Annotated in this window: 18 protein-coding genes; all 18 read right to left on the reverse strand. The window is 54.0% G+C overall.

Translation table 11 applies throughout. The features are described from left to right. The 18 genes from secA to mraZ all read right to left on the reverse strand — a co-directional run bounded on the left by secA (position 1) and on the right by mraZ (position 21400). The gene (gene secA / locus OGY13_RS09355) at positions 1–2706 is read right to left on the reverse strand and encodes a preprotein translocase subunit SecA (RefSeq protein WP_213752814.1); all 2706 of its coding nucleotides are present in this window, start codon (positions 2704–2706) and stop codon (positions 1–3) included. 60 nt (positions 2707–2766) lie between these two features. After that, the gene (gene secM / locus OGY13_RS09360) at positions 2767–3273 is read right to left on the reverse strand and encodes a secA translation cis-regulator SecM (protein WP_003829520.1); all 507 of its coding nucleotides are present in this window, start codon (positions 3271–3273) and stop codon (positions 2767–2769) included. A 283-nt stretch (positions 3274–3556) separates the two neighbouring features. Next, entirely contained in the window at positions 3557–4474 is a 918-nt protein-coding gene (lpxC, locus tag OGY13_RS09365; protein ID WP_006686706.1) for a UDP-3-O-acyl-N-acetylglucosamine deacetylase, read from the reverse strand. Positions 4475–4574: 100 nt separating this feature from the next. Further along, positions 4575–5726 carry a cell division protein FtsZ gene (gene ftsZ, locus OGY13_RS09370; RefSeq protein ID WP_003018753.1) on the reverse strand — a complete coding sequence of 384 codons (1152 nt, stop codon included), beginning with the start codon at positions 5724–5726 and terminating at the stop codon, positions 4575–4577. A 62-nt stretch (positions 5727–5788) separates the two neighbouring features. After that, complete coding sequence (gene ftsA, locus OGY13_RS09375) at positions 5789–7051, reverse strand: cell division protein FtsA (protein WP_003018755.1); 1263 nt, start codon at positions 7049–7051, stop codon at positions 5789–5791. Further along, positions 7048–7881: a cell division protein FtsQ gene (ftsQ, locus tag OGY13_RS09380; protein ID WP_003018758.1), complete on the reverse strand. Its 834-nt coding sequence runs from the start codon at positions 7879–7881 to the stop codon at positions 7048–7050. The genes ftsA and ftsQ overlap by 4 nt, the downstream gene beginning before the upstream one ends. Position 7882: 1 nt before the next feature. Further along, positions 7883–8803, reverse strand: coding sequence for a D-alanine--D-alanine ligase (locus OGY13_RS09385; RefSeq protein ID WP_032942366.1), 921 nt, complete (start codon positions 8801–8803; stop codon positions 7883–7885). Beyond that, on the reverse strand, positions 8796–10271 hold the full coding sequence (gene murC, locus OGY13_RS09390) for a UDP-N-acetylmuramate--L-alanine ligase (RefSeq protein WP_003018763.1): 1476 nt from the start codon (positions 10269–10271) through the stop codon (positions 8796–8798). Before murC ends, OGY13_RS09385 begins: the two co-directional genes overlap by 8 nt. Positions 10272–10322: 51 nt before the next feature. Then, entirely contained in the window at positions 10323–11390 is a 1068-nt protein-coding gene (gene murG, locus OGY13_RS09395) for an undecaprenyldiphospho-muramoylpentapeptide beta-N-acetylglucosaminyltransferase (RefSeq protein WP_003829528.1), read from the reverse strand. Continuing rightward, a complete protein-coding gene (ftsW, locus tag OGY13_RS09400; protein ID WP_003829529.1) occupies positions 11387–12631 on the reverse strand; it encodes a cell division protein FtsW in 1245 nt (414 codons plus the stop codon). Before ftsW ends, murG begins: the two co-directional genes overlap by 4 nt. Continuing rightward, positions 12631–13947, reverse strand: coding sequence for a UDP-N-acetylmuramoyl-L-alanine--D-glutamate ligase (gene murD, locus OGY13_RS09405; protein ID WP_008786197.1), 1317 nt, complete (start codon positions 13945–13947; stop codon positions 12631–12633). The genes ftsW and murD overlap by 1 nt, the downstream gene beginning before the upstream one ends. Positions 13948–13949: 2 nt before the next feature. After that, complete coding sequence (mraY, locus tag OGY13_RS09410; RefSeq protein ID WP_003018774.1) at positions 13950–15032, reverse strand: phospho-N-acetylmuramoyl-pentapeptide-transferase; 1083 nt, start codon at positions 15030–15032, stop codon at positions 13950–13952. Then, the gene (gene murF, locus OGY13_RS09415; protein ID WP_213752813.1) at positions 15026–16384 is read right to left on the reverse strand and encodes a UDP-N-acetylmuramoyl-tripeptide--D-alanyl-D-alanine ligase; all 1359 of its coding nucleotides are present in this window, start codon (positions 16382–16384) and stop codon (positions 15026–15028) included. Before murF ends, mraY begins: the two co-directional genes overlap by 7 nt. Beyond that, positions 16381–17868 (reverse strand): UDP-N-acetylmuramoyl-L-alanyl-D-glutamate--2,6-diaminopimelate ligase, encoded by a 1488-nt coding sequence (murE, locus tag OGY13_RS09420; protein WP_008786196.1) that lies wholly within the window; start codon positions 17866–17868, stop codon positions 16381–16383. The genes murF and murE overlap by 4 nt, the downstream gene beginning before the upstream one ends. Then, positions 17855–19621, reverse strand: coding sequence for a peptidoglycan glycosyltransferase FtsI (gene ftsI / locus OGY13_RS09425; RefSeq protein ID WP_003829538.1), 1767 nt, complete (start codon positions 19619–19621; stop codon positions 17855–17857). Before ftsI ends, murE begins: the two co-directional genes overlap by 14 nt. A gap of 15 nt (positions 19622–19636) precedes the next feature. Beyond that, positions 19637–20002: a cell division protein FtsL gene (gene ftsL / locus OGY13_RS09430; protein WP_000625651.1), complete on the reverse strand. Its 366-nt coding sequence runs from the start codon at positions 20000–20002 to the stop codon at positions 19637–19639. Continuing rightward, complete coding sequence (rsmH, locus tag OGY13_RS09435) at positions 19999–20940, reverse strand: 16S rRNA (cytosine(1402)-N(4))-methyltransferase RsmH (protein WP_003018789.1); 942 nt, start codon at positions 20938–20940, stop codon at positions 19999–20001. Before rsmH ends, ftsL begins: the two co-directional genes overlap by 4 nt. A gap of 1 nt (position 20941) precedes the next feature. Further along, positions 20942–21400 carry a division/cell wall cluster transcriptional repressor MraZ gene (gene mraZ, locus OGY13_RS09440; protein ID WP_003018792.1) on the reverse strand — a complete coding sequence of 153 codons (459 nt, stop codon included), beginning with the start codon at positions 21398–21400 and terminating at the stop codon, positions 20942–20944. Positions 21401–21750 lie beyond the last annotated feature (350 nt).

Consider the following 21750-nt stretch of genomic DNA (forward strand, 5'->3'; position numbering starts at 1 on the left):
TTAGCTCAGACGGCCGTGGCACTGTTTGTATTTTTTGCCAGAGCCGCAAGGACACGGATCGTTACGACCCACTTTACGATCGCCGGTTTGTGCTGCCAGCTCTTCTGCCGCGGCAGAATCGTCGCCTTTATGACTCAACTGCTGCATCTGCGCTAAGCGCTCAGCTTCTTCACGACGCTGCTGCTCCATGGCTTCGACTTCTTCAGGCATACGCACCTGAACTTTGCTCAGGGTGCTGATCACTTCATATTTCAGTGATTCCAGCATTGACGCAAACATAGAGAAGGATTCACGCTTGTATTCCTGCTTCGGATCTTTTTGCGCATAACCACGCAGGTGGATACCCTGGCGCAGATAGTCCATCGCAGCAAGGTGCTCTTTCCACAGGGAGTCGAGAGTTTGCAGCATCACGCCTTTTTCGAAGTGACGCATCATCTCCGCGCCCACAACTTCTTCTTTACGCTGATAAACTTCGATGGCGTTTGCCAGGATACGTTCACGCAGCGTTTCTTCGTGCAGCTCAGGCTCTTTATCCAGCCACTCAGAAATCGGCATCTCAAGATCGAAGTCGTTTTTCAGACGTTCCTGCAGACCCGGGATATCCCACATTTCTTCCAGAGACTGCGGCGGAATATAGGCATCAATAGTTGCTTTGAAGACATCTTCACGGATGCTGTTGATGGTTTCGCTAACGTCAGTTACGTCCAGCAGTTCGTTACGCTGGGTGTAGATAGCACGACGCTGATCGTTGGCAACGTCATCATATTCCAGCAGCTGCTTACGAATATCGAAGTTGCGGCTTTCCACTTTACGCTGCGCGTTAGCAATTGCTTTGGTCACCCATGGGTGTTCAATGGCTTCACCTGGCTTCATACCCAGTTTACGCATCATGCCTGACACGCGGTCAGAGGCAAAAATACGCATCAGCGCATCTTCCATCGACAGATAGAAACGGGAAGAGCCCGCATCACCCTGACGACCTGAACGACCACGCAGCTGGTTATCGATACGGCGAGATTCGTGACGCTCGGTACCGATAATATGCAAGCCACCGGCAGCTAATACCGCGTCATGGCGAACCTGCCACTCGGCTTTAATCTGCGCGATTTGTTCCGGAGTTGGGTTTTCCAGCTCGGCAACTTCCGCCTGCCAGCTACCGCCCAGCACGATATCGGTACCACGACCGGCCATGTTCGTCGCGATAGTCACGGCTGACGGGTAACCCGCTTGGGCGACGATTGCAGCTTCGTTGGCGTGGAACTTGGCGTTCAGAACATTGTGTTTGATACCCGCTTTGCTCAGCTCGTTAGACACTACTTCCGATTTTTCAATGGAGATAGTACCTACCAGTACCGGCTGGCCATTTGCGGTACGCTCTTTAATATCTTCAATGATTGCCTGAATTTTTTCCGCTTCGGTCATGTACACCAGATCCGGTAAATCCTTACGGATCATCGGACGGTTGGTCGGCACAACCACGGTATCCAGTTTGTAGATGGAGCTAAATTCAAACGCTTCAGTGTCGGCTGTACCGGTCATACCGGCCAGTTTTTCGTACAAACGGAAGTAGTTCTGGAAGGTAATAGATGCCAGCGTCTGGTTCTCGTTCTGGATCTCTACGCCTTCTTTAGCTTCAACAGCCTGGTGCAGACCATCGGACCAGCGACGCCCCTGCATGGTACGACCGGTGTGTTCATCGACGATGATAACTTCGCCGTCTTTCACGATGTAGTCTACGTCGCGGGTAAACAGCACGTGCGCACGCAGTGCGGCAGTCACGTGGTGCATCAGCATAATGTTGCCTGGAGAGTACAGTGGCTCGCCCTCGTCCATAATGCCTTCGTTAACCAGCAGCTCTTCAATCAGTACCAGACCACGTTCGGTCAGGTTAACCTGGCGCGCTTTCTCATCAACAGAGAAGTGGCCTTCGCCCTGGAACGTGTCGGAATCTTCCTTCTCCTGACGGATCAGGTGCGGGATGATTTTATTCACTTTTTTGTACATTTCCGAGCTGTCTTCAGCCGGGCCGGAAATGATCAGCGGCGTACGCGCTTCATCGATCAGGATGGAGTCGACTTCATCGACCAGCGCATAGTGCAGTTTACGTTGAACACGCTCTTCCGGACTAAACGCCATGTTGTCACGCAGGTAGTCAAAGCCGTATTCGTTGTTGGTACCGTAAGTAATATCGGCGTTGTAGGCTTCACGCTTGGCTGGCGCAGGCAGGCCAGACATGTTGATACCAACGGTCATGCCGAGGAATTCAAACAGCGGGCGGTTATTTTCGGCATCACGCTGAGCCAGATAGTCGTTCACGGTAACCACGTGTACGCCCTTCCCGCTTAATGCGTTCAGGTAGGCTGGCAGCGTCGCGGTAAGGGTTTTACCTTCACCAGTACGCATTTCCGCGATGCAGCGATCGTTAAGCACCATACCGCCCAGCAGCTGAACGTCGAAGTGACGCATACCGAACACGCGTTTACTCGCTTCACGCACTACTGCGAACGCTTCCGGGATCAGGCTCTCAACGCTGGCACCTTTTTCCAGACGGGCGCGGAATTCAGCGGTCTTCGCTTTCAGTTCATCATCGGAGAGTTTTTCCATCTCCGGTTCCATCGCGTTGATGACATTGACCACTTTACGCATACGACGCAGCGTACGTTCGTTACGGCTACCGAATACTTTCGTTAATAATTTGATTAGCATAATAAAATCTCAAACGCCCCGCGGTGCGGAGTCAAAAATTATAAGTTGGAAGGTTCTTTTTTAGCTGAGGCGTTGAGGACCAGCGCGGATACCCTGCAGCTGGCTGATCCAGACCGGAACGCTAAACGCGGCCTGAGAGGTAAAGTGTGCGTATGTCACGCGACTTACTGTCGCGGGCGGAGTGCCTTCTTGCGTCAGCATCGCGCTGAGCGTATTCAGTAACGCAAGATGGTGCGCCTGGATTGGCAATGGCTCTTCGGCAACGGGCAACGCCTGAGGTGCCATGGCAAAAGAAAGATGGCGGATAACCGTACGAATGGCATGTTGATGCCAGTAATCGACGGTAAAATTTGGGCGGCGATTAGTCGCTTCCAGCAAAGCAAGCTGGCTAAAGTTAACTTTAGCGCCTTGATCGTGATTGCTGGCGGTCGCCTTCGCGGGGGTATTAGGTTCAGCAGCATTACCGAGCGCGGGCAGGCCAAAACTAGCCGCGACCATCCCCAACAGGAGATGCGGCCAGAAGTACCGTCTGCCTAACTGTCGCCAGCGCGTCAGTATTCCACTCACGTTATTGCCACCTGATATACCCTGCGTTTGGGGTTACAAATGCAAAACCATTTTTTGCGCATAAATCTTACCATTAATGCGTTCGCACCACAGCAGTAATGACAGCAAGTCGCGGGTAAATATGCTTAAGAAAGCAGCGATCGAACGGTATTTTAATCTACCTGTGGGGAAAAAGTCGCTTCAGATAAGATGGTTTGCACTCGGAAGATAAAAAAACGACTGGCTCACCTGGCCGGAGAGAGTGCCAGATTTACCAGTCGAATTTATGCGACAACGTATGTCGTTATGCCAGTACGGTCGATGGTGCTTTGAACGCCAACGGCAGTTCTGCATCGTCCTGGAAGGTCACATATTCCCAGGCTTCCTGTTTTGCCAGGACCGCCTGCAACAGTTTGTTATTCAATGCATGACCGGATTTATACGCGGTAAATGCACCAATAATGTTGTGACCACACATGAACAAGTCACCGATCGCGTCGAGCATTTTGTGACGAACGAATTCATCTTCAAAACGCAGGCCGTCTTCGTTCAATACGCGATAATCGTCAACAACGATGGCACAATCGAAGCTGCCGCCCAGGCACAGGCCGCGGGACTGCAGATATTCGATATCACGCATGAAGCCGAAAGTACGCGCACGGCTGATCTGACGCATGAACGCATCCGCAGAGAAGTTCATCGCGTAGCGCTGCGTGCTGGAGTCGATCGCCGGATGGTTAAAGTCGATGGTGAAATCCAACGTAAAACCATTATACGGCTTAAACTCAGCCCACTTATCGCCATCTTCGACACGAACGGTCTCTTTGATGCGAACAAATTTTTTGGCGCTGCTCAGTTCTTCAATACCTGCATCAAGCAGCAGATAAACGAACGGAGCGGCACTGCCATCCATGATCGGGATTTCCGGTGCGTTAACTTCAATAACGATGTTATCGATACCTAAACCCGCCAGAGCAGCATTAAGGTGCTCTACGGTTGAAATCCGTACATCATGCTCATTGACCAGACACGTACAGAGCATGGTATCACGCACAGATTTGGCATCGGCCGGGAAATCTACCGGAGGATTCAAGTCGGTGCGACGATAGATGACCCCGGTGTTGGCCGGCGCAGGGCGTAATGTCAGGGTGACTTTTTTGCCGGTATGCAAACCGACGCCAGTCGCCTGAACGATACGTTTAAGAGTCCTTTGTTTGATCATCGTATAATCTCGCCAAATTACCTATCCAACCGAAGTGTACTATACATTCGGTGGGCCAGTTTAGCACAAAGAGCCACAATTCCCAAATTCCAGCTAATTCTTAATCAGCTTGCTTACGCAGGAATGCTGGGATATCCAGATAATCCGGCTCTTTGGTGGTTTGCGGCGTATTGTCGTTAACCACTTTCGCTACCGGTTTCTGCTCTTGCGTCAACGGCGCCATGCCGTGTTGCTGGTAACGATCCATTACCGGCTGCTGTACCTGCTTGTTGGTCACCAGAGTGATTTCAGGACGTTTGTCCATACCAATTCCAGTTGCAACAACGGTGACGCGCAGTTCGTCGTTCATATCCGGGTCCAGAGAGGTACCGATAACCACGGTCGCATTATCCGATGCAAAGGCACGAATCGTGTTACCGACGGTTTCGAACTCATCCAGACGCAGGTCGAAGCCCGCAGTAATGTTGACCAGCACGCCGCGCGCACCAGACAGATCGATGTCTTCCAGCAGCGGAGAAGAGATAGCCATTTCAGCCGCTTCTTCTGCACGGTCTTCACCGCTTGCCACGCCTGAACCCATCATCGCGTAGCCCATTTCGGACATCACGGTGCGCACGTCTGCAAAGTCGACGTTCATCAGGCCCGGACGAGTAATCAGTTCAGCGATACCCTGGACTGCGCCTTTCAGCACGTCGTTCGCTGCGCCAAACGCATCCAGCAGGGAGATACCGCGACCCAGCACTTTCAGCAGTTTGTCATTCGGAATAGTGATCAGAGAGTCCACATGTTTGGACAGCTCGGTGATACCCTGCTCCGCGAATGCCATACGCTTCTTACCTTCAAAGTTGAAAGGCTTAGTCACGACAGCAACGGTCAGAATACCTAAATCTTTTGCTACTTCAGCAACCACTGGCGCTGCACCGGTACCGGTACCGCCGCCCATGCCAGCTGCGATAAACACCATGTCTGCGCCGTCAAGCGCTGCACGCAGAGCTTCACGATCTTCGTCTGCCGCATTACGGCCTACTTCCGGGTTTGCACCCGCGCCCAGACCTTTGGTGATGCCGCTACCAATCTGAATGGTCTGTCCAACCGCCGTTTTACGCAACGCCTGAGCGTCGGTATTCACCGCGAAGAATTCAACACCTTCGATGCGCTCGCGCACCATGTGTTCAACGGCATTACCGCCGCCGCCGCCGACGCCGATGACTTTAATCACCGCGTCATTGGTAAGTTCCATAGGTTCAAACATAGTTTCTCTCTCCGTTGTGCCTGTCGCCTGAGACCGTTAATGTGCGTTGGTCTCTTTAAAAATTAAAACTCTTTTCGCAGCCAGCTATTGAGTCGTTTGATCCACGAGCCAACTGATGCCGTAACGCGTTTTTCAACTTCAGCCTCACCACTCAAATGGGATTCTTTCCCGTAGTGAAGCAGCCCTACTGCCGTTGAATAATAAGGCTCCTGGGCATAATCCGTCAGACCAGTGATATTCAGCGGTGCGCCAATACGTACTTGCGTATGGAACACGCGCTGTGCGCAGGCCGCAAGACCTTCAATTTGCGCAGCGCCACCGGTTAACACAATCCCCGCCGCCAGATGATGTTTTACACCCTGCTGGCGAAGCTGTTCTTGTAATTGCAAAATTTCTTCGTTGACCAGGTTGAGCAGCTCGGTATAACGCGGCTCAATGACCTCTGCCAGGGTCTGACGTTGCAGGCTACGCGGTGGACGACCACCTACGCTTGGCACTTCAACGCTTTCGTCTTTACCCACGATGGAGCCCAGCGCGCAACCATGACGCACTTTGATGGCTTCAGCATCGCTCGGCGGCGTACCAAAGGCATACGCGATATCGCTGGTCACTACATTCCCTGCATAAGGGATAACTTTAGTGTGGCGCAACGCCCCGCCAGTATAAACGGCGATGTCCATTGTACCACCACCAATATCCACCACGCAGACACCCAGCTCACGTTCATCTTCCGTCAACACGGAATAACTGGCTGCCAACCCGGCAAAAATCAGTTGGTCAACTTTCAGACCACAACGTTCAACGGCTTTGACAATGTTCTTCGCCATGTCGTTGTGGCAGGTAATAAGATGGACTTTTGCCTGCATACGCACACCGGAAAGACCAACCGGATTTTTAATGCCTTCCTGGTAGTCGATGGCGTATTCCTGAGGAATAACGTGCAGAACACGATGTTCATCACGAACGCGTACGGATTTTGCCGTATGTACTACGTTTTCCACATCTTCCTGCGTCACTTCCTCTTCGGAAATGGGCACCATACCAATTTCATTTTGACAGCTAATATGTTTACCGGAAAGTGCCAGATACACCGAGGAAATCTGGCAATCTGCCATCAGTTCAGCCTGGTCAATGGCGCGCTGTACGCACTTCACCACTGACTCAAGGTCATTCACCCCGCCTTTATCCATACCTCGCGATGGGCAACTGCCCACGCCAATGATATTGACCATACCGTCGGGCAGAACTTCCCCTACTAAAGCGGCTACCTTCGCGGTGCCAATCTCCAGTCCAACTACCAGTTTTCTGTCCGTCGCCTTGATCATTGTTGTTCTGCCTGTGCCTGATTCTGTTGCTGATTAGATTCCTCAGGAGGCAAGGGAACCCAGCCTACTGCCGCTCCTGAGTCATAACGCAAATCAACGTAGCTAATCCGTTTGCCATCGGTTTGCGCCTGCTGCTGTAAAACCGGGTAGAGTTCCACAAAGCGAGCCAAACGTTTTATCGTATCGCCCCTGCCCAGATTCAGCTTAATATCGTTATTCAGCGTCAACTGCCAGGAACGACGAGCGGTCATCGCCGCTTCCTTCAGGGTGAATCTATCCTTAGCCAGCACCTGCCCCATATCGCGGAACCCTTGCAACACTTCACTTGCGCTGCCTTCCGGTCCATACAACATGGGTAATACCTGCTTATTGGCCCGACCGGTTGGAACACTGAACGTATTTCCTTCAGCATCCACCATATGTTGGTCATTCCAACGCGCAATGGGCACATATTCAACCAGATGAATCTTCAATTCATCGGGCCATTGCTTTCTGACGCTCGCCTGTTTAATCCAGGGGAGGCGTTCAATTTGACTCTGGATGATGTTCACATCCTGAGTCATAAAGGTTCCCGGAGCGCCCAGTGCCAAAATGGACTGACGAATATCGTCATTGCGCGTGTAATGCCGTTCGCCGGTTAACACCAGTTTCGATAAAGGCAAACGTTGCGCATCTTCCATCCATCCCAACACTACCCAGCCGCTGACAAACACGGTGCACAGCACTGTCAGCAGGAACAATATTCCTGCAAGACGCGTTCCATTATTGCGGCGTGAGGAGTTTACTTCTTCTTCATCACCGTTTCGCGTGTTCAGCGCAGCCTGCGACATATCAGTCCGCCAACTCCAGAATTCTTACCACCAACTGCGAGAAGCTCAGGCCCGCCTGACGCGCCGCCATCGGCACCAGACTGTGGCTGGTCATACCCGGAGAGGTATTCGCTTCCAGCAGATAAAACTGGCCATCGCTGTCCAGCATGACGTCAATGCGACCCCAACCTTTACAGCCCAATGTGGTCCACGCTTTCAGGACTAATTCCTGTAAACGGGCCTCTTGTTCGACTTCCAGACCGGCAGGGCAGAAATATTGTGTCTCATCAGAGAGATACTTCGCCTCATAATCATAGAAGGTTCCCGCAGGTTGGATACGTATTGACGGTAAAATTTCTTCACCAAGTATCGCAACTGTAAATTCCGGGCCACTGAGCCATTTTTCGATCAGTACTTCTTCATCATGCTGAAAAGCCAATGCTAATGCACCATGCAAAGCATTTTCTTCTTCAACTTTTGACATCCCTACGCTTGAGCCTTCACGGCTGGGCTTCACAATCAGCGGCAAACCTAGCGCAGAAATCTCCGTAACCACCTCATCATTAAGGCCTTTTTCGAACTCAGCGCGGGTCAATGCGACCCAAGGCGCGACCGGTAAACCAGCCCCCTGCCACAACAGTTTGCTGCGCAGTTTGTCCATCGAAATCGCAGAAGCCATGACGCCACTACCGGTGTACGGCAGTCCAATCAGCTCCAGCATGCCCTGCAACGTGCCATCTTCACCACCACGACCGTGCAGCGCAATAAACACCTTTTGAAAACCCATCGATTTCAAAAGCGTGACATCAACCTCTTTTGGGTCAATTGGATGAGCATCCACACCACCTTCGCGTAACCCTGCCAGTACGGCCGCGCCGGAATTCAGCGAAACGTCACGCTCTGCGGAGGTTCCCCCTAACAGGACCGCGATTTTATCAGCCATGTTGTTCTTCCTCCGGGTTTTGCGGCTTCAGTTTGATTTCAGCTAAGGAACGCGCGATTTTGCCGATATTTCCAGCGCCCTGCACCAAAATCAGATCGTTGCCGGTTAATACCGGCGCCAGCATGTCTGCCACCTGAGCCGGATCGGATACCAGAATCGGGTCGATCTTACCGCGACCACGGATCGTACGGCACAGCGAGCGACTGTCGGCTCCTGGAATCGCGGCTTCACCCGCGGCGTACACATCCAGCATCAACAGCGCATCGACCTGAGTCAGCACGTTGGCAAAGTCGTCATACAGATCGCGAGTACGCGTAAAGCGGTGCGGCTGGAACAGCATCACCAAATTTTTGTCCGGCCAGCCCGCGCGTGCAGCTTTAATCGTGGCATCCACTTCCGTAGGGTGATGACCATAATCATCCACCAGCATCGCCGTCCCGGCTTTACCGTTTACCGGCTCAAGCGGGAATTCGCCGAGGAAGTCAAAACGTCGTCCGGTGCCCTGGAAACTTTCCAGCGCGCGCAGAATTGCGTCGTCTTCAATGCCTTCTTCTGTTGCAACTGCTACCGCCGCCGCCGCGTTCAGCGCATTGTGACGGCCCGGTGCGTTCAACGTCACGCGTAAATCGGCCATCCCCTGACGCAGCAGCGTGAAGTGTCCTTGTGGACCAATCTGCTGGTAATCTTCGACGCGCACATCAGCATCATCGCTGAAACCATAGGTTGTGGTTTGACGACCAACTCGCGGCAACAACTCGCGGATCACTGGGTCGTCAACGCACATCACCGCACGACCATAAAACGGCAAGTTATGCAGGAAATTAATAAACGTCTGCTTTAAATTTTCGAAGTCGCCATGGTAGGTATCCATATGATCGGCTTCGATATTGGTAACAATCGCCACCATCGGCTGCAAATGCAGGAACGACGCATCGCTCTCATCCGCCTCAGCAATTAAATAACGGCTATGACCCAGACGCGCATGGACGCCTGCGGCCTTCACCAGACCGCCGTTGACAAACGTCGGATCCAGCCCCGCTTCCGCGTAGATACTGGAGACCATCGCTGTGGTCGTGGTTTTACCGTGCGTCCCGGCAATGGCGATACCGTGACGAAAACGCATTAACTCCGCCAGCATTTCAGCACGACGGATCACCGGAATGCGCGCTTCATGCGCCGCAACAATTTCCGGGTTATCCGCAGAAATGGCGCTGGATACCACCACCACGCTCGCATCGCGCACGTTTTCCGGGCGATGGTTGAAGAAAATCGTGGCGCCCAGATTCGTCAACTGCTGCGTCACCGGGTTCGGCGCTAAGTCAGAACCGCTGATCTGATAACCTTCGTTGGCCAAAACTTCGGCAATACCGCCCATACCAGCACCACCGATGCCGACAAAGTGAATGTGCCGAACGCGACGCATTTCGGGCACGATGGAACGCAGTTTTGCCAGTTGTTGTGTATTCATTCTTTAGCCATTAACTTCTTAGTTCATGCGATGCAAAAGGCATCACCACAATTACGCCCGGGCAGCCCGGCTCACTTCATTAGCAACGCGCTCTGTAGCATCCGGAATGGAAGCGGCGCGCGCACGTTCTGCCATGGTTAATAAGGTTTCTCGCGACCACCCGGAAAGGGTGTTAGCGACGGCATCCACAGTAAACTGCGGCTGCTCAAGAATTTTGGCGGCGCCCGCTTTCTCCAGCGGCAGCGCATTCCAGTACTGCTGTCGGTCTTTGTGCTGGAAAGGCACAAACAGCGCAGGCAAACCTGCGGCGGCAATTTCGCTTACCGTCAGCGCGCCGGAGCGACAAACTACGACATCCGCCCACGCGTATGCTGCTGCCATATCATCAATAAACTCAGTGACCTTGTGCTGCGGTTGTCCCGCGTCGGCATACGCCTGTTCAACGGTTTGCTGCGCGCCTTTGCCACTCTGATGCCAGATAGTCACCGCGTCACCAAGCTTTGCGGCAACCTGCGGCATCGTCTGGTTCAATACGCGTGCGCCCTGAGATCCCCCGACGACCAGCACGCGAACCGGGCCTTCACGCCCCGCCAGACGCGCTTCGGGCAACGGCAGCGCCAGAACGTCGGTGCGTACTGGGTTACCCACCACTTCCGCATTCGGGAAAGCGCCAGGAAAAGCCTGCATCACCTTCGTTGCAATCTTCGCCAGCCACTTGTTGGTTAATCCCGCAATGCCGTTTTGCTCATGCAGGACAACCGGAATGCCTAATGACCAGGCAGCCAGACCGCCAGGGCCGGACACGTAGCCGCCCATCCCCAGCACCACATCAGGCTTAAACTGCTTCATGATGGCGCGCGCCTGACGCCAGGCATTAAAAATACGCACGGGGGCGGCAAGTAGCGCGTTGACACCTTTGCCACGCAAACCGGAGATGCGAATAAAGTCAATTTCAATGCCATGCTTCGGCACTAAGTCCGCTTCCATACGATCGGCGGTGCCCAGCCAACGAACCTGCCAGCCCTGGGCCATTAAATGGTGCGCAACCGCCAGCCCCGGGAACACATGCCCGCCGGTACCGCCTGCCATCACCATTAACCGCTTCGGTTGACCACTCATCGTGCACCTCGTGTAAACGCCTGGGCTTTTTCCAGACGCGTTTCATAATCAATACGTAACAAAAACATGATGGCCGTCGACATAATCAACAAACTGGAACCACCATAACTGATCAGCGGTAACGTCAGACCTTTTGTTGGCAGCATACCTGCTGCCGCGCCGACGTTTACCAGGGCCTGGAAGCTAAACCAAATCCCGATGGAGCAGGCTAAAAAGCCTGAAAAACGGTGGTCAATTTCCAGCGCTTTGCGACCGATCGACATCGCGCGAAAAGCGACGAAGAATACCATTAAAAGTGCCAATACCACACCGATATAACCCAGCTCTTCCCCAATGATGGCGAAGATGAAGTCGGTGTGCGCTTCCGGTAAATACTCCAGTTTTTGCACTGAATTACCTAACCCCTGACCCCAAACCTCACCGCGACCAAAAGCCATCAGCGATTGCGTTAACTGATAGCCGCTGCCAAACGGATCTTCCCATGGATTCCAGAAAGAGGTTACGCGGCGAATACGATACGGTTCGGCAAGGATCAGCAGCACCACCGCCGAAATCCCCATGCCGATAATGGCAATGAACTGCCACAGTTTCGCACCAGCGAGAAACAGCATCGCCAGCGTCGTGACAAACAGTACCACTACCGTACCAAGGTCAGGCTGCGCCAGCAGTAAGACTGCCAGCACCAGAATCACGCCCATCGGTTTTAAGAAGCCGCGCAGGTTATTACGCACTTCATCGACTTTACGCACCAGGTAGTTAGCGAGATAACAGAACAGCGACAGCTTGGTAAATTCCGCAGGCTGAATACGCAGTGGACCCAGCGCGATCCAACGCGACGCCCCGTTAACGGAGCTACCCACCACCAGCACGATCAACAACATGATGATCGAGGCGATCAGCATCGTTGTGCTGTACTTTTGCCAGAACTCCATCGGCAGACGTAGCGTCACCATCGCCAGACAGAACGCGAGGAAGATATACAGCGCGTCACGCTTAGCAAACAGGAAGGGATCGCCTGCCAGGCGTTGCCCTACGGGCATCGATGCCGATGTCACCATCACAAAACCGATCGCTGCCAGACCAAAGGTCAGCCACAGCAGCATGCGGTCATACATGATCAAGCTGTCCGCGTCTTTATCACGCGAAGCCATCACCCAGCCTTTAAGTGCCGCGAAGATCCACGCCAGGACACCCAGTCCCGGTACGCGCGGCATTTTCAGACGAGGGAGAGAGAAGCGCATCAACCCAACTCCTTCGCTAAACGGGTAAAGACGTCACCGCGTTGCTCAAAGTTCTTGAACTGGTCAAGGCTGGCGCAGGCTGGCGACAGCAGCACCATATCACCCGGCTTCACACGCGGTGCGAGCAGACGCATTGCCTGTTCCATGGTTTCAGTATGTTCCGCAACCTCAGGACGCAGAGCGGCAAGCTGCGCGCCATCGCGACCAAAGCAGTACAGACGAATGTTGTCGCCAGTCAGGTAGCGTTGCAGCGGCATAAAGTCGGCGGATTTCCCATCGCCGCCCAGCAGCAGGTGCAACGTACCGTCAACGTGCAGACCATTCAGCGCCGCTTCGGTGCTGCCAACGTTGGTGGCTTTTGAATCGTTGATCCAACGCACACCGTTATGATTCAGTACCAACTGGAAACGATGCGCCAGACCGGTAAAGGTAGTCAGCGCTTTCAGGCTGGATGCCCGCGGCAGACCCGCAGCATCCGCCAGCGCCAGCGCCGCCAGGGCGTTGGTATAGTTATGCTGGCCGGTAAGCGTCATCTCTTTCACGTTCAGGACTTTTTCACCCTTCACCCGCAGCCAGGTTTCACCCTGCTGACGATTGAGATGATAGTCACCCATGTTGATGCCAAAGCTCACGCAGCGCTCATCCGCCCCGCGAATCGGCATGGTCAGCGCATCATCGGCATTAACCACGCACACTTTCGCATTCTCATAGACGCGCAGTTTGGCCGCACGGTACTGCTGCAAGCCAAACGGATACCTGTCCATATGATCTTCGGTGACGTTCAAAATGGTGGCGGCTACGGCCTGTAAGCTGGAGGTTGTCTCCAGCTGGAAGCTCGACAGCTCCAGTACATACAGCTCACGTTCGTCATCCAGCAGCATCAGCGCGGGCAGGCCGATATTTCCGCCAACACCCACGTTCACACCAGCCGCTTTCGCCATTTCTCCCACCAACGTGGTGACGGTGCTTTTCCCGTTGGAACCGGTGATCGCGACGATCGGCGCCTGCGCTTCACGACAGAACAGCTCGATGTCACCGACAATTTCGATCCCTGCATCAGCAGCGGCGCTCAGAGAAGGATGCGCCAGGGCAATACCAGGGCTGGCGACGATGAGATCGGCGGCCAGCAGCCAATCATCATTCAGGCTGCCAACATGACGCTCAACCGCTTCCGGCAATTTATCCAGGCCAGGTGGCGTTGCGCGGGTATCCATCACACGCGGCGTCACGCCACGCGCCAGAAAGAAATCCACGCAGGACAGCCCGGTCAATCCCAGACCGATAATGACGACTTTTTTACCCTGGTAATCAGCCATGATTAACGTACCTTCAGCGTTGCCAGGCCAATCAGCACCAGCATCAGCGAAATAATCCAGAATCGCACAATTACGCGCGGTTCCGGCCAGCCTTTCAGTTCATAGTGATGGTGAATCGGCGCCATACGGAAGATACGCTGTCCGCGCAGCTTAAAGGAGCCAACCTGCAGAATGACCGACAGCGTTTCCACAACAAATACGCCGCCCATAATTACCAGCAGGAATTCCTGACGCAGCAGCACGGCAATAATGCCCAGCGCGCCGCCCAGCGCCAGCGAACCGACGTCTCCCATAAAGACCTGCGCCGGATAGGTGTTAAACCACAGGAAGCCTAACCCCGCACCAACAATCGCCGTACAGACGATCACCAGTTCGCCGGCATGGCGTAAATAGGGAATGTGCAGGTAGTTGGCAAAGTTCATGTTACCGGTCGCCCACGCCACCAGCGCAAAACCTGCGGCCACGAACACGGTCGGCATAATCGCCAGACCATCCAGGCCATCGGTGAGGTTTACCGCGTTGCCAGTGCCCACAATCACGAAGTACGCCAGCAGCACGTAGAACAGCCCCAATTGCGGCATGACATCTTTAAAGAACGGCACCACCAGCTCGGTAGCCGGGGTATCTTTACCGGCGAGGTACAGCGCAAAGGCTACACCCAGCGCAATCACCGACATCCAGAAGTACTTCCAGCGGGCAATCAGCCCCTTGGTATCTTTGCGCACCACTTTGCGGTAGTCATCGACAAAACCGATAATGCCGTAGCCAATCAATACCACCAGCACGCACCATACGTACGGGTTCGACGGATATGCCCACAACAGAACGGAGATAACAATCGCGGTGAGGATCATGATCCCGCCCATGGTTGGCGTACCACGTTTACTAAAGTGCGATTCAGGACCGTCGTTACGTACAACCTGTCCAAAGGACATTTTTTGCAAGCGGGCAATCATGCGCGGGCCCATCCACAAAGAGATGAACAGCGCGGTCAGCAGGCTGACGATGGCGCGAAACGTCAGATAGGAAAAGACGTTAAAGCCGGAATAATATTTGACCAAATGTTCGGCCAGCCAAACTAACATGTCCCATTCTCCTGTAATGCGCGTACTACCTCTTCCATGGCGGCACTACGTGAACCCTTCACTAAAATCGTCATGACCTGATGTTCTGCAATCAATGCTTTAAGATGCGCGGCCAGCGCGCTTTTATCCGCAAAATGTTCGCCAACGCCGCTGGCGTCGCTAATTGCCTGACTCAGTTTTCCTGTACTCAGTACACGGTCGATACCTGCTGCTTTCGCAGCAACACCTACCTGTACATGGCATGCTTCACTTTCTGCGCCAAGCTCTGCCATATCGCCAACGACCAGAACGCGATAGCCCGGCATTTCAGACAGCACCTGCACCGCTGCGGTCATCGAACCGACGTTCGCGTTATAGGAGTCGTCCAGCAGCAGCTGATTTTCTGCGAGTTGAATCGGGTACAGACGTCCCGGTACCGCTTGCAGATCCTTCAAACCCGCAGTGATCGCCTCGTGCGTCGCGCCTACCGCCATAGAAAGCGCCGCCGCCGCAAGGGCGTTAGCGATATTGTGACGACCCGGCAACGGCAGCAGGACATCAATGCTTCCGGTCGGCGTTTGCAGAGAAAATTCTGTGCCATGCGAGGTCACATGAACGTTGGTCGCAGAAAAGTCGCTGTTGGCCGCATTCGGGGAGAAGCGCCAGACTTTGCGATCGCCGATGATGCTTTGCCAGTTCAACCAGTCGTTGTTGTCGGCATTCATAATGGCGATACCATTTGCAGACAGGCCGGTAAAAATCTCACCTTTTGCCTTCGCAACGCCCGCCAGAGAGCCGAAACCTTCCAGGTGCGCGGCGGCCAGATTGTTCACCAGCGCCGCTTCCGGACGCGTCAGGCCGACGGTCCAGGCGATTTCGCCCTGATGGTTGGCGCCGAGCTCAATCACGGCATAATCGTAATCGTTAGTTAAGCGCAGCAGCGTCATCGGTACGCCGATGTCGTTATTCAGATTGCCCGCGGTATATAGGGTGTTACCACACTGGCTCAGAATGGCAGCCGTCATCTCTTTGACGGACGTTTTACCGGATGAGCCGGTCAGCGCGACAACGCGCGCCGGAACCTGAGCGCGAACCCACGCCGCCAGTTCACCAAACGCCATACGCGTATCTTTAACAATCAGCTGCGGCAGGTTGGTGTCCAACGGGCGGCTGACCAGCAGCGCACCCGCCCCGCTCTCTTGCGCTTTGTCTGCAAAATCATGGGCATCAAAGCGTTCGCCTTTCAGCGCCACAAACAGGCAGCCCGGCGTCACTTTACGCGTATCGGTTGTTACGGCATCAAGGGTCAGATCGGCCCCTTTCAGTTCGCCACGGAGGATCTCCGCCAGTTGGCTGAGCGTTACGCTAATCATGCGATAACCCCCAGCAGACGCGCTGCGGTCACGCGGTCAGAATAGTCGAGACGCTGCGAGCCGACGATCTGGTAATCTTCGTGACCTTTCCCGGCCACCAGCACCACGTCGTTTTCTTTCGCCTGCATAATGGCGTTTGTCACGGCTTCTGCGCGCCCTTCCATCACCTTCGCCTGTCCGGCATCCAGCATACCCGCCAGAATGTCGTTAATAATGGCGCGCGGCTCTTCGGTACGCGGGTTGTCATCAGTCACCACGACAACATCTGCAAACTGCTCGGCGATTGCGCCCATCAACGGACGTTTGCCTTTATCGCGATCACCGCCGCAGCCAAAGACGCACCACAGTTTGCCAGTACAGTGCAGACGTGCCGCCTGCAGCGCTTTTTCCAGCGCATCTGGCGTATGAGCGTAATCAACCACCACGGTGGTTTTACCCGGCGCGCTGAACACTTCCATACGTCCGCAAACCGGCTGCAATTGTGTCGCCGTTTTCAGTAAATCAGCTAACGGATAGCCCAGTGCCAACAGCGTTGCCAGCGCCAGCAGAAGATTGCTGACGTTAAACGCCCCCATCAGGCGGCTTTCAATTTCGCCGTCGCCCCATGATGAGGTAAAACGAATCGTTGCCCCGCTGTCGTGATACTTCACGTCAACCGCTTTTAACCAACGACCATGACAGTTCGGGTTGATGTGGTCTTCCATCGAAACGGCAACCGCATCCGGGAGTTTCGCCAGCCAGCGACGACCGACTTCATCATCCGCATTGACGATGGCCTGACCGCAATGGTGCGTGGAATACAGCAGCCATTTCGCGGCTTCGTAATGTTCCATGTCGCCGTGGTAGTCGAGATGGTCGCGGCTTAAGTTAGTAAATACTGATGCGGCAAACTTCAGCGCCGCGACGCGATGCTGAACCAGGCCGTGTGAAGAGACTTCCATCGCGCCAACCGTTGCGCCCTGCGCAGCCAGCCCCGCCAGCACATGCTGGACATCAACGGCTGAACCGGTGGTATTTTCCGTCGGGATCACTTTGCCCAGCAGGCCATTGCCTACTGTTCCCATTACCGCGCTGGTTTCGCCAAGCAGTTGGCTCCACTGGGCCAGCAATTGGGTGGTGGTGGTTTTACCGTTAGTCCCGGTTACGCCGACCAGACGCATTTTCTCAGAAGGCTCGTGGTAAAAACGGCCCGCCAGTGCAGATAAACGTTCGTTAAGCTGACTGAGATAGATGACCGGAACGCCATGCATTTCACGGATTTCACCATCAGTAGCTTCATCTTTTGCTTCTGCAATAATGGCAGCCACACCTTGCGCTATCGCCTGCGGGATATACCGACGCCCGTCCGCCTGATGACCCAATACTGCGACAAAGAGATCGCCTGATGCAGCCACACGGCTGTCAAGCGTCATCTCCCGCAGTGCTCGCTCCGGTGCACCCGGCACCCATGGAGCAAGAAGGTCGCGCAAATTACGATCTGCCACCTGTTGCCTCGCCTTGATTATTCACAAATTCATTTTTATCGCCCGTTGTCAGCGCATCCGGCTCGATGTTCATGGTGCGCAGTACGCCGCCCATGATGGCACCAAAGACCGGCGCGGAAACGGCGCCACCGTAGTATTTACCCGCCTGCGGATCGTTGATAACAACAACCAGCGCGAAGCGCGGCTGACTCGCAGGCGCAACGCCTGCGGTATAAGCAATGTATTTGTTGATGTAGCGGCCATCCGGCCCTACTTTTTTCGCTGTACCGGTTTTAATAGCGATGCGATAGCCTTTAATGGCCGCCTTCACGCCGCCGCCGCCCGGCAGTGCCACGCTTTCCATCATATGCACGACGGTACGCACGGTATCTTCCGGGAAGATACGCTCACCCGGAACAGGAGGGTCAACTTTGGTAATCGACAGTGGACGATAAACGCCGTAGCTGCCGATCGTTGCATAGACTCGCGCTAACTGTAACGGCGTTACCATTAGCCCGTAGCCGAAAGAGAAGGTGGCCCTCTCTATGTCAGACCACCGTTGTTTTTGAGGATATAAGCCACTGCGTTCTCCGACCAACCCCAAATTGGTCGCTTTTCCCAGCCCAAAACGTGAGTAAGTATCTACTAACGCTGAGGACGGCATCGCTAACGCCAGCTTGGAAACACCGACGTTACTCGACTTCTGCAAAACCCCGGTGAGGGTTAATTCGCTATAACGCGCCACGTCTTTGATTTCGTGACCATTAATTCGGTAAGGGATAGTATTGAGGACGGTATTTTCGCGAACCACGCCACGCTGCAGCGCGGTCATCACCACCATCGGTTTAACGGTAGAACCCGGTTCAAACACGTCGGTGATGGTACGGTTACGCATCGCGTCTTTTGGCGTACCGGTGAGATTGTTCGGGTTGTAGGACGGACTGTTGGCCATGGCCAGCACTTCACCGGTGTTTACATCCACCAGTACCGCACTGCCTGACTCCGCCTTGTTGAACGCCACGGCGTTATTCAGTTCACGGTAGACCAGTGCCTGTAAACGCTCATCAATGCTCAACGCGAGGTTATGCGCCGCCTGGCTGTCGGTAGAGGAGATATCTTCAATGACGCGGCCATAACGGTCTTTACGTACAATACGTTCGCCCGGTTGTCCGGTGAGCCACTTGTCGAAGCTCTTCTCTACGCCTTCAATCCCCTGGCTGTCGACGTTAGTAAAACCGATGAGGTGAGCAGTCACTTCTCCGGAAGGATAGTAACGGCGGGATTCTTCGCGCAGGTGGATACCTGGCAGCTTCAGTTTCTTGATGTAGTCGGCCATGTCAGGGTTTACCTGACGCGCCAGATAGATGAAGCGCCCTTTCGGGTTGGCGTTAATGCGGGAAGCCAGTTGATCGAGCGGGAGATTCAGCGCGGTTGACAGCGCTCTCCAGCGTTCGCCAACGCTCACGCCGCCTGCATCATGTACTTCTTTCGGGTCGGCCCATATCGCTTTAACCGGAACGCTCACCGCCAGCGGGCGACCAGAGCGGTCGGTAATCATTCCGCGTGATGTAGACACTTCCTGGACGCGTAGAGAGCGCATATCACCCTGACGCACCAGCATGTCCGGCGCGATGATTTGCAGCCAGGCAACGCGCCCCAGCAGAAAACCCAGTGCCAGCAATATACAGCCGCACAGTAACGCAAAACGCCAACTGATAAAGTTGGCTTGTTCTTCCTGGCGTTTTGGTTTGTGCGTTTTTGCCGCTGCTTTCATGCGTCGCGTTTATCCTTATTTTTGTACTACGATATTTTCTTGTGAGGGATCGACATGCTGCATTTGCAGCTTTTCCGTTGCGATCCGTTCAACACGGCTATGGTCGCCGAGCGCGTTCTCCTCAAGGATCAAGTTGCGCCATTCGATATCCAGCGCATCTCGCTCCAGAACCAGCTGCTCACGCTGCGCAGTCAGTAACCGCGTATGGTGTGCTGTTGTCACGACGGTAACCGCCGTCAAAATAATGCAAATGAACAGGCAGAGTGGCAGCTTCCCAAACCGCAAAAGATCGTCACCGATCACGCCAGGCAAGGCATGGCGCTCGTTGCTTCCTATCGATCCTTTAACTTTGCTGAGGGCTTCTGTCACTCTGCTGATCATGCGTTCGTCCTCTCTGCAATACGCAGAACTGAACTACGGGCACGAGGATTCTCAGCTACCTCTTCTTCACCCGGCATCATCTTGCCTAGTGCTCTTAACTCACGGCCGCCCAGCTTTTTGATCTGCGCTTCGGTCATCGGTATTCCAGCCGGTACCTGAGGACCACGGCTTTGTTCACGCATAAAGCGTTTCACAATGCGGTCTTCAAGTGAATGGAAACTGATGATCGAAAGGCGACCACCTGGAGCCAGCACGCTGAGCGAGCTTTTTAGCGCCTGCTCTATCTCCTCCAGTTCACTGTTCACCCAAATGCGCACCGCCTGGAAGGTACGGGTCGCGGGATGTTTGAATTTGTCTTTCACCGGCATTGCCGCTGCAATAACTTCCGCCAGCTCTTTGGTGCGGGTCATCGGTTCGATGCGGTTGCGCTCCACGATGGCGCGCGCAATGCGTTTGCCGAAGCGCTCTTCGCCAAAGGTTTTAATCACCCAGGCAATGTCTGCTTCATCGGCGGTTTGCAGCCATTCGGCCGCTGACTGACCGCGTGTTGGGTCCATACGCATATCTAACGGACCGTCACGCATAAACGAGAAACCGCGCTCTGCATCATCGAGCTGCGGTGAAGAAACGCCGAGATCGAGAAGAATCCCGTCGATCTTACCGGTCAGTCCACGCTCGGCGACATAGTCAGCCAGCGCAGAGAAAGGTCCATGTACGATGGAGAAACGGGGATCAGTAATCGTTTTTGCAACAGCAATAGCCTGCGGATCGCGATCGATTGCCAGTAAACGTCCCTCTTCGCCAAGCTGGGAGAGGATCAGACGTGAGTGACCACCGCGACCAAATGTCCCGTCAATGTAGATGCCGTCTGGACGAATATTCAGGCCGTTTACGGCTTCATCCAGCAACACCGTTGTATGTTTATAATTTTCCGTCATTTTATAGAGACAAATCCTGCAATCGTTCCGACAACGCGCCAGTAACAGACTGCTCAGCGTCGATATCTTCCTTGACCTGTTGATACCAGGTCGTTTCATCCCACAGCTCAAACTTATTGAACTGCCCAACCAGCATCACTTCTTTCGTTAGCCCTGCGTGTTGCCGCAGAATGGGTGCTATCAGTAATCGACCAGCGTTATCCATCTGACATTCGCTGGCATGACCCAACAATAAGCGCTGTACGCGACGCTCAACTGGATTCATGCTCGACAGACGCGATAGCTTCTGCTCGATTATTTCCCATTCAGGCAGGGGGTACAGCAGCAGGCACGGGTGATGGATGTCAATGGTGCAAACCATTTGACCGGTAGCGCTCTCAAGCAGTTGATCCCGATAACGGGTAGGCACGGATAAGCGCCCTTTACTGTCGAGATTAACTAACGTTGCTCCCCGGAACATGCCAGTCTCACCCCCAATTACCACTTTATCCCACAAATTCCCACTTAAAGGAGTTTACGGAGCGGAGGAAAACCTTGTCAAGCAAGTCGCGGCGCTTAGCGGAGCAAAAAACCCATTGTTTACGGCTAATATCAGCGTTGAACAAATTCCGTACAGCAAACGAAGCAAATTAACGTCATGAATATTTGTAAGAAAAAAATCCAACAACTCATCATTGTTTAAAACAACTGAATATCATCCAAAGAAAATATAAAGTGTCAGTTTGCGACGCGAGCGGCATTTTAGGACAATATGCAGCGAGTTAACAGTACCAGTTAATCGGTCTGTACGCCGCGCAGAGCCGAGGTAAG

Source organism: Citrobacter sp. Cpo045 (assembly GCF_030332875.1).
Lineage (GTDB): Bacteria > Pseudomonadota > Gammaproteobacteria > Enterobacterales > Enterobacteriaceae > Citrobacter > Citrobacter portucalensis.

Bases quoted from the DNA above. Each gene is read 5' to 3' on its own strand.
- rsmH (WP_003018789.1), bottom strand. From the start codon at position 20,940: ATGACGGAAAATTATAAACATACAACGGTGTTGCTGGATGAAGCCGTA.
- secA (WP_213752814.1), bottom strand. From the start codon at position 2,706: ATGCTAATCAAATTATTAACGAAAGTATTCGGTAGCCGTAACGAACGT.
- murC (WP_003018763.1), bottom strand. From the start codon at position 10,271: ATGAATACACAACAACTGGCAAAACTGCGTTCCATCGTGCCCGAAATG.
- murF (WP_213752813.1), bottom strand. From the start codon at position 16,384: ATGATTAGCGTAACGCTCAGCCAACTGGCGGAGATCCTCCGTGGCGAA.
- mraZ (WP_003018792.1), bottom strand. From the start codon at position 21,400: ATGTTCCGGGGAGCAACGTTAGTTAATCTCGACAGTAAAGGGCGCTTA.
- lpxC (WP_006686706.1), bottom strand. From the start codon at position 4,474: ATGATCAAACAAAGGACTCTTAAACGTATCGTTCAGGCGACTGGCGTC.
- ftsW (WP_003829529.1), bottom strand. From the start codon at position 12,631: ATGCGCTTCTCTCTCCCTCGTCTGAAAATGCCGCGCGTACCGGGACTG.
- OGY13_RS09385 (WP_032942366.1), bottom strand. From the start codon at position 8,803: ATGGCTGATAAAATCGCGGTCCTGTTAGGGGGAACCTCCGCAGAGCGT.
- mraY (WP_003018774.1), bottom strand. From the start codon at position 15,032: ATGTTAGTTTGGCTGGCCGAACATTTGGTCAAATATTATTCCGGCTTT.
- ftsA (WP_003018755.1), bottom strand. From the start codon at position 7,051: ATGATCAAGGCGACGGACAGAAAACTGGTAGTTGGACTGGAGATTGGC.
- murG (WP_003829528.1), bottom strand. From the start codon at position 11,390: ATGAGTGGTCAACCGAAGCGGTTAATGGTGATGGCAGGCGGTACCGGC.
- ftsQ (WP_003018758.1), bottom strand. From the start codon at position 7,881: ATGTCGCAGGCTGCGCTGAACACGCGAAACGGTGATGAAGAAGAAGTA.
- ftsZ (WP_003018753.1), bottom strand. From the start codon at position 5,726: ATGTTTGAACCTATGGAACTTACCAATGACGCGGTGATTAAAGTCATC.
- murD (WP_008786197.1), bottom strand. From the start codon at position 13,947: ATGGCTGATTACCAGGGTAAAAAAGTCGTCATTATCGGTCTGGGATTG.
- ftsI (WP_003829538.1), bottom strand. From the start codon at position 19,621: ATGAAAGCAGCGGCAAAAACGCACAAACCAAAACGCCAGGAAGAACAA.
- ftsL (WP_000625651.1), bottom strand. From the start codon at position 20,002: ATGATCAGCAGAGTGACAGAAGCCCTCAGCAAAGTTAAAGGATCGATA.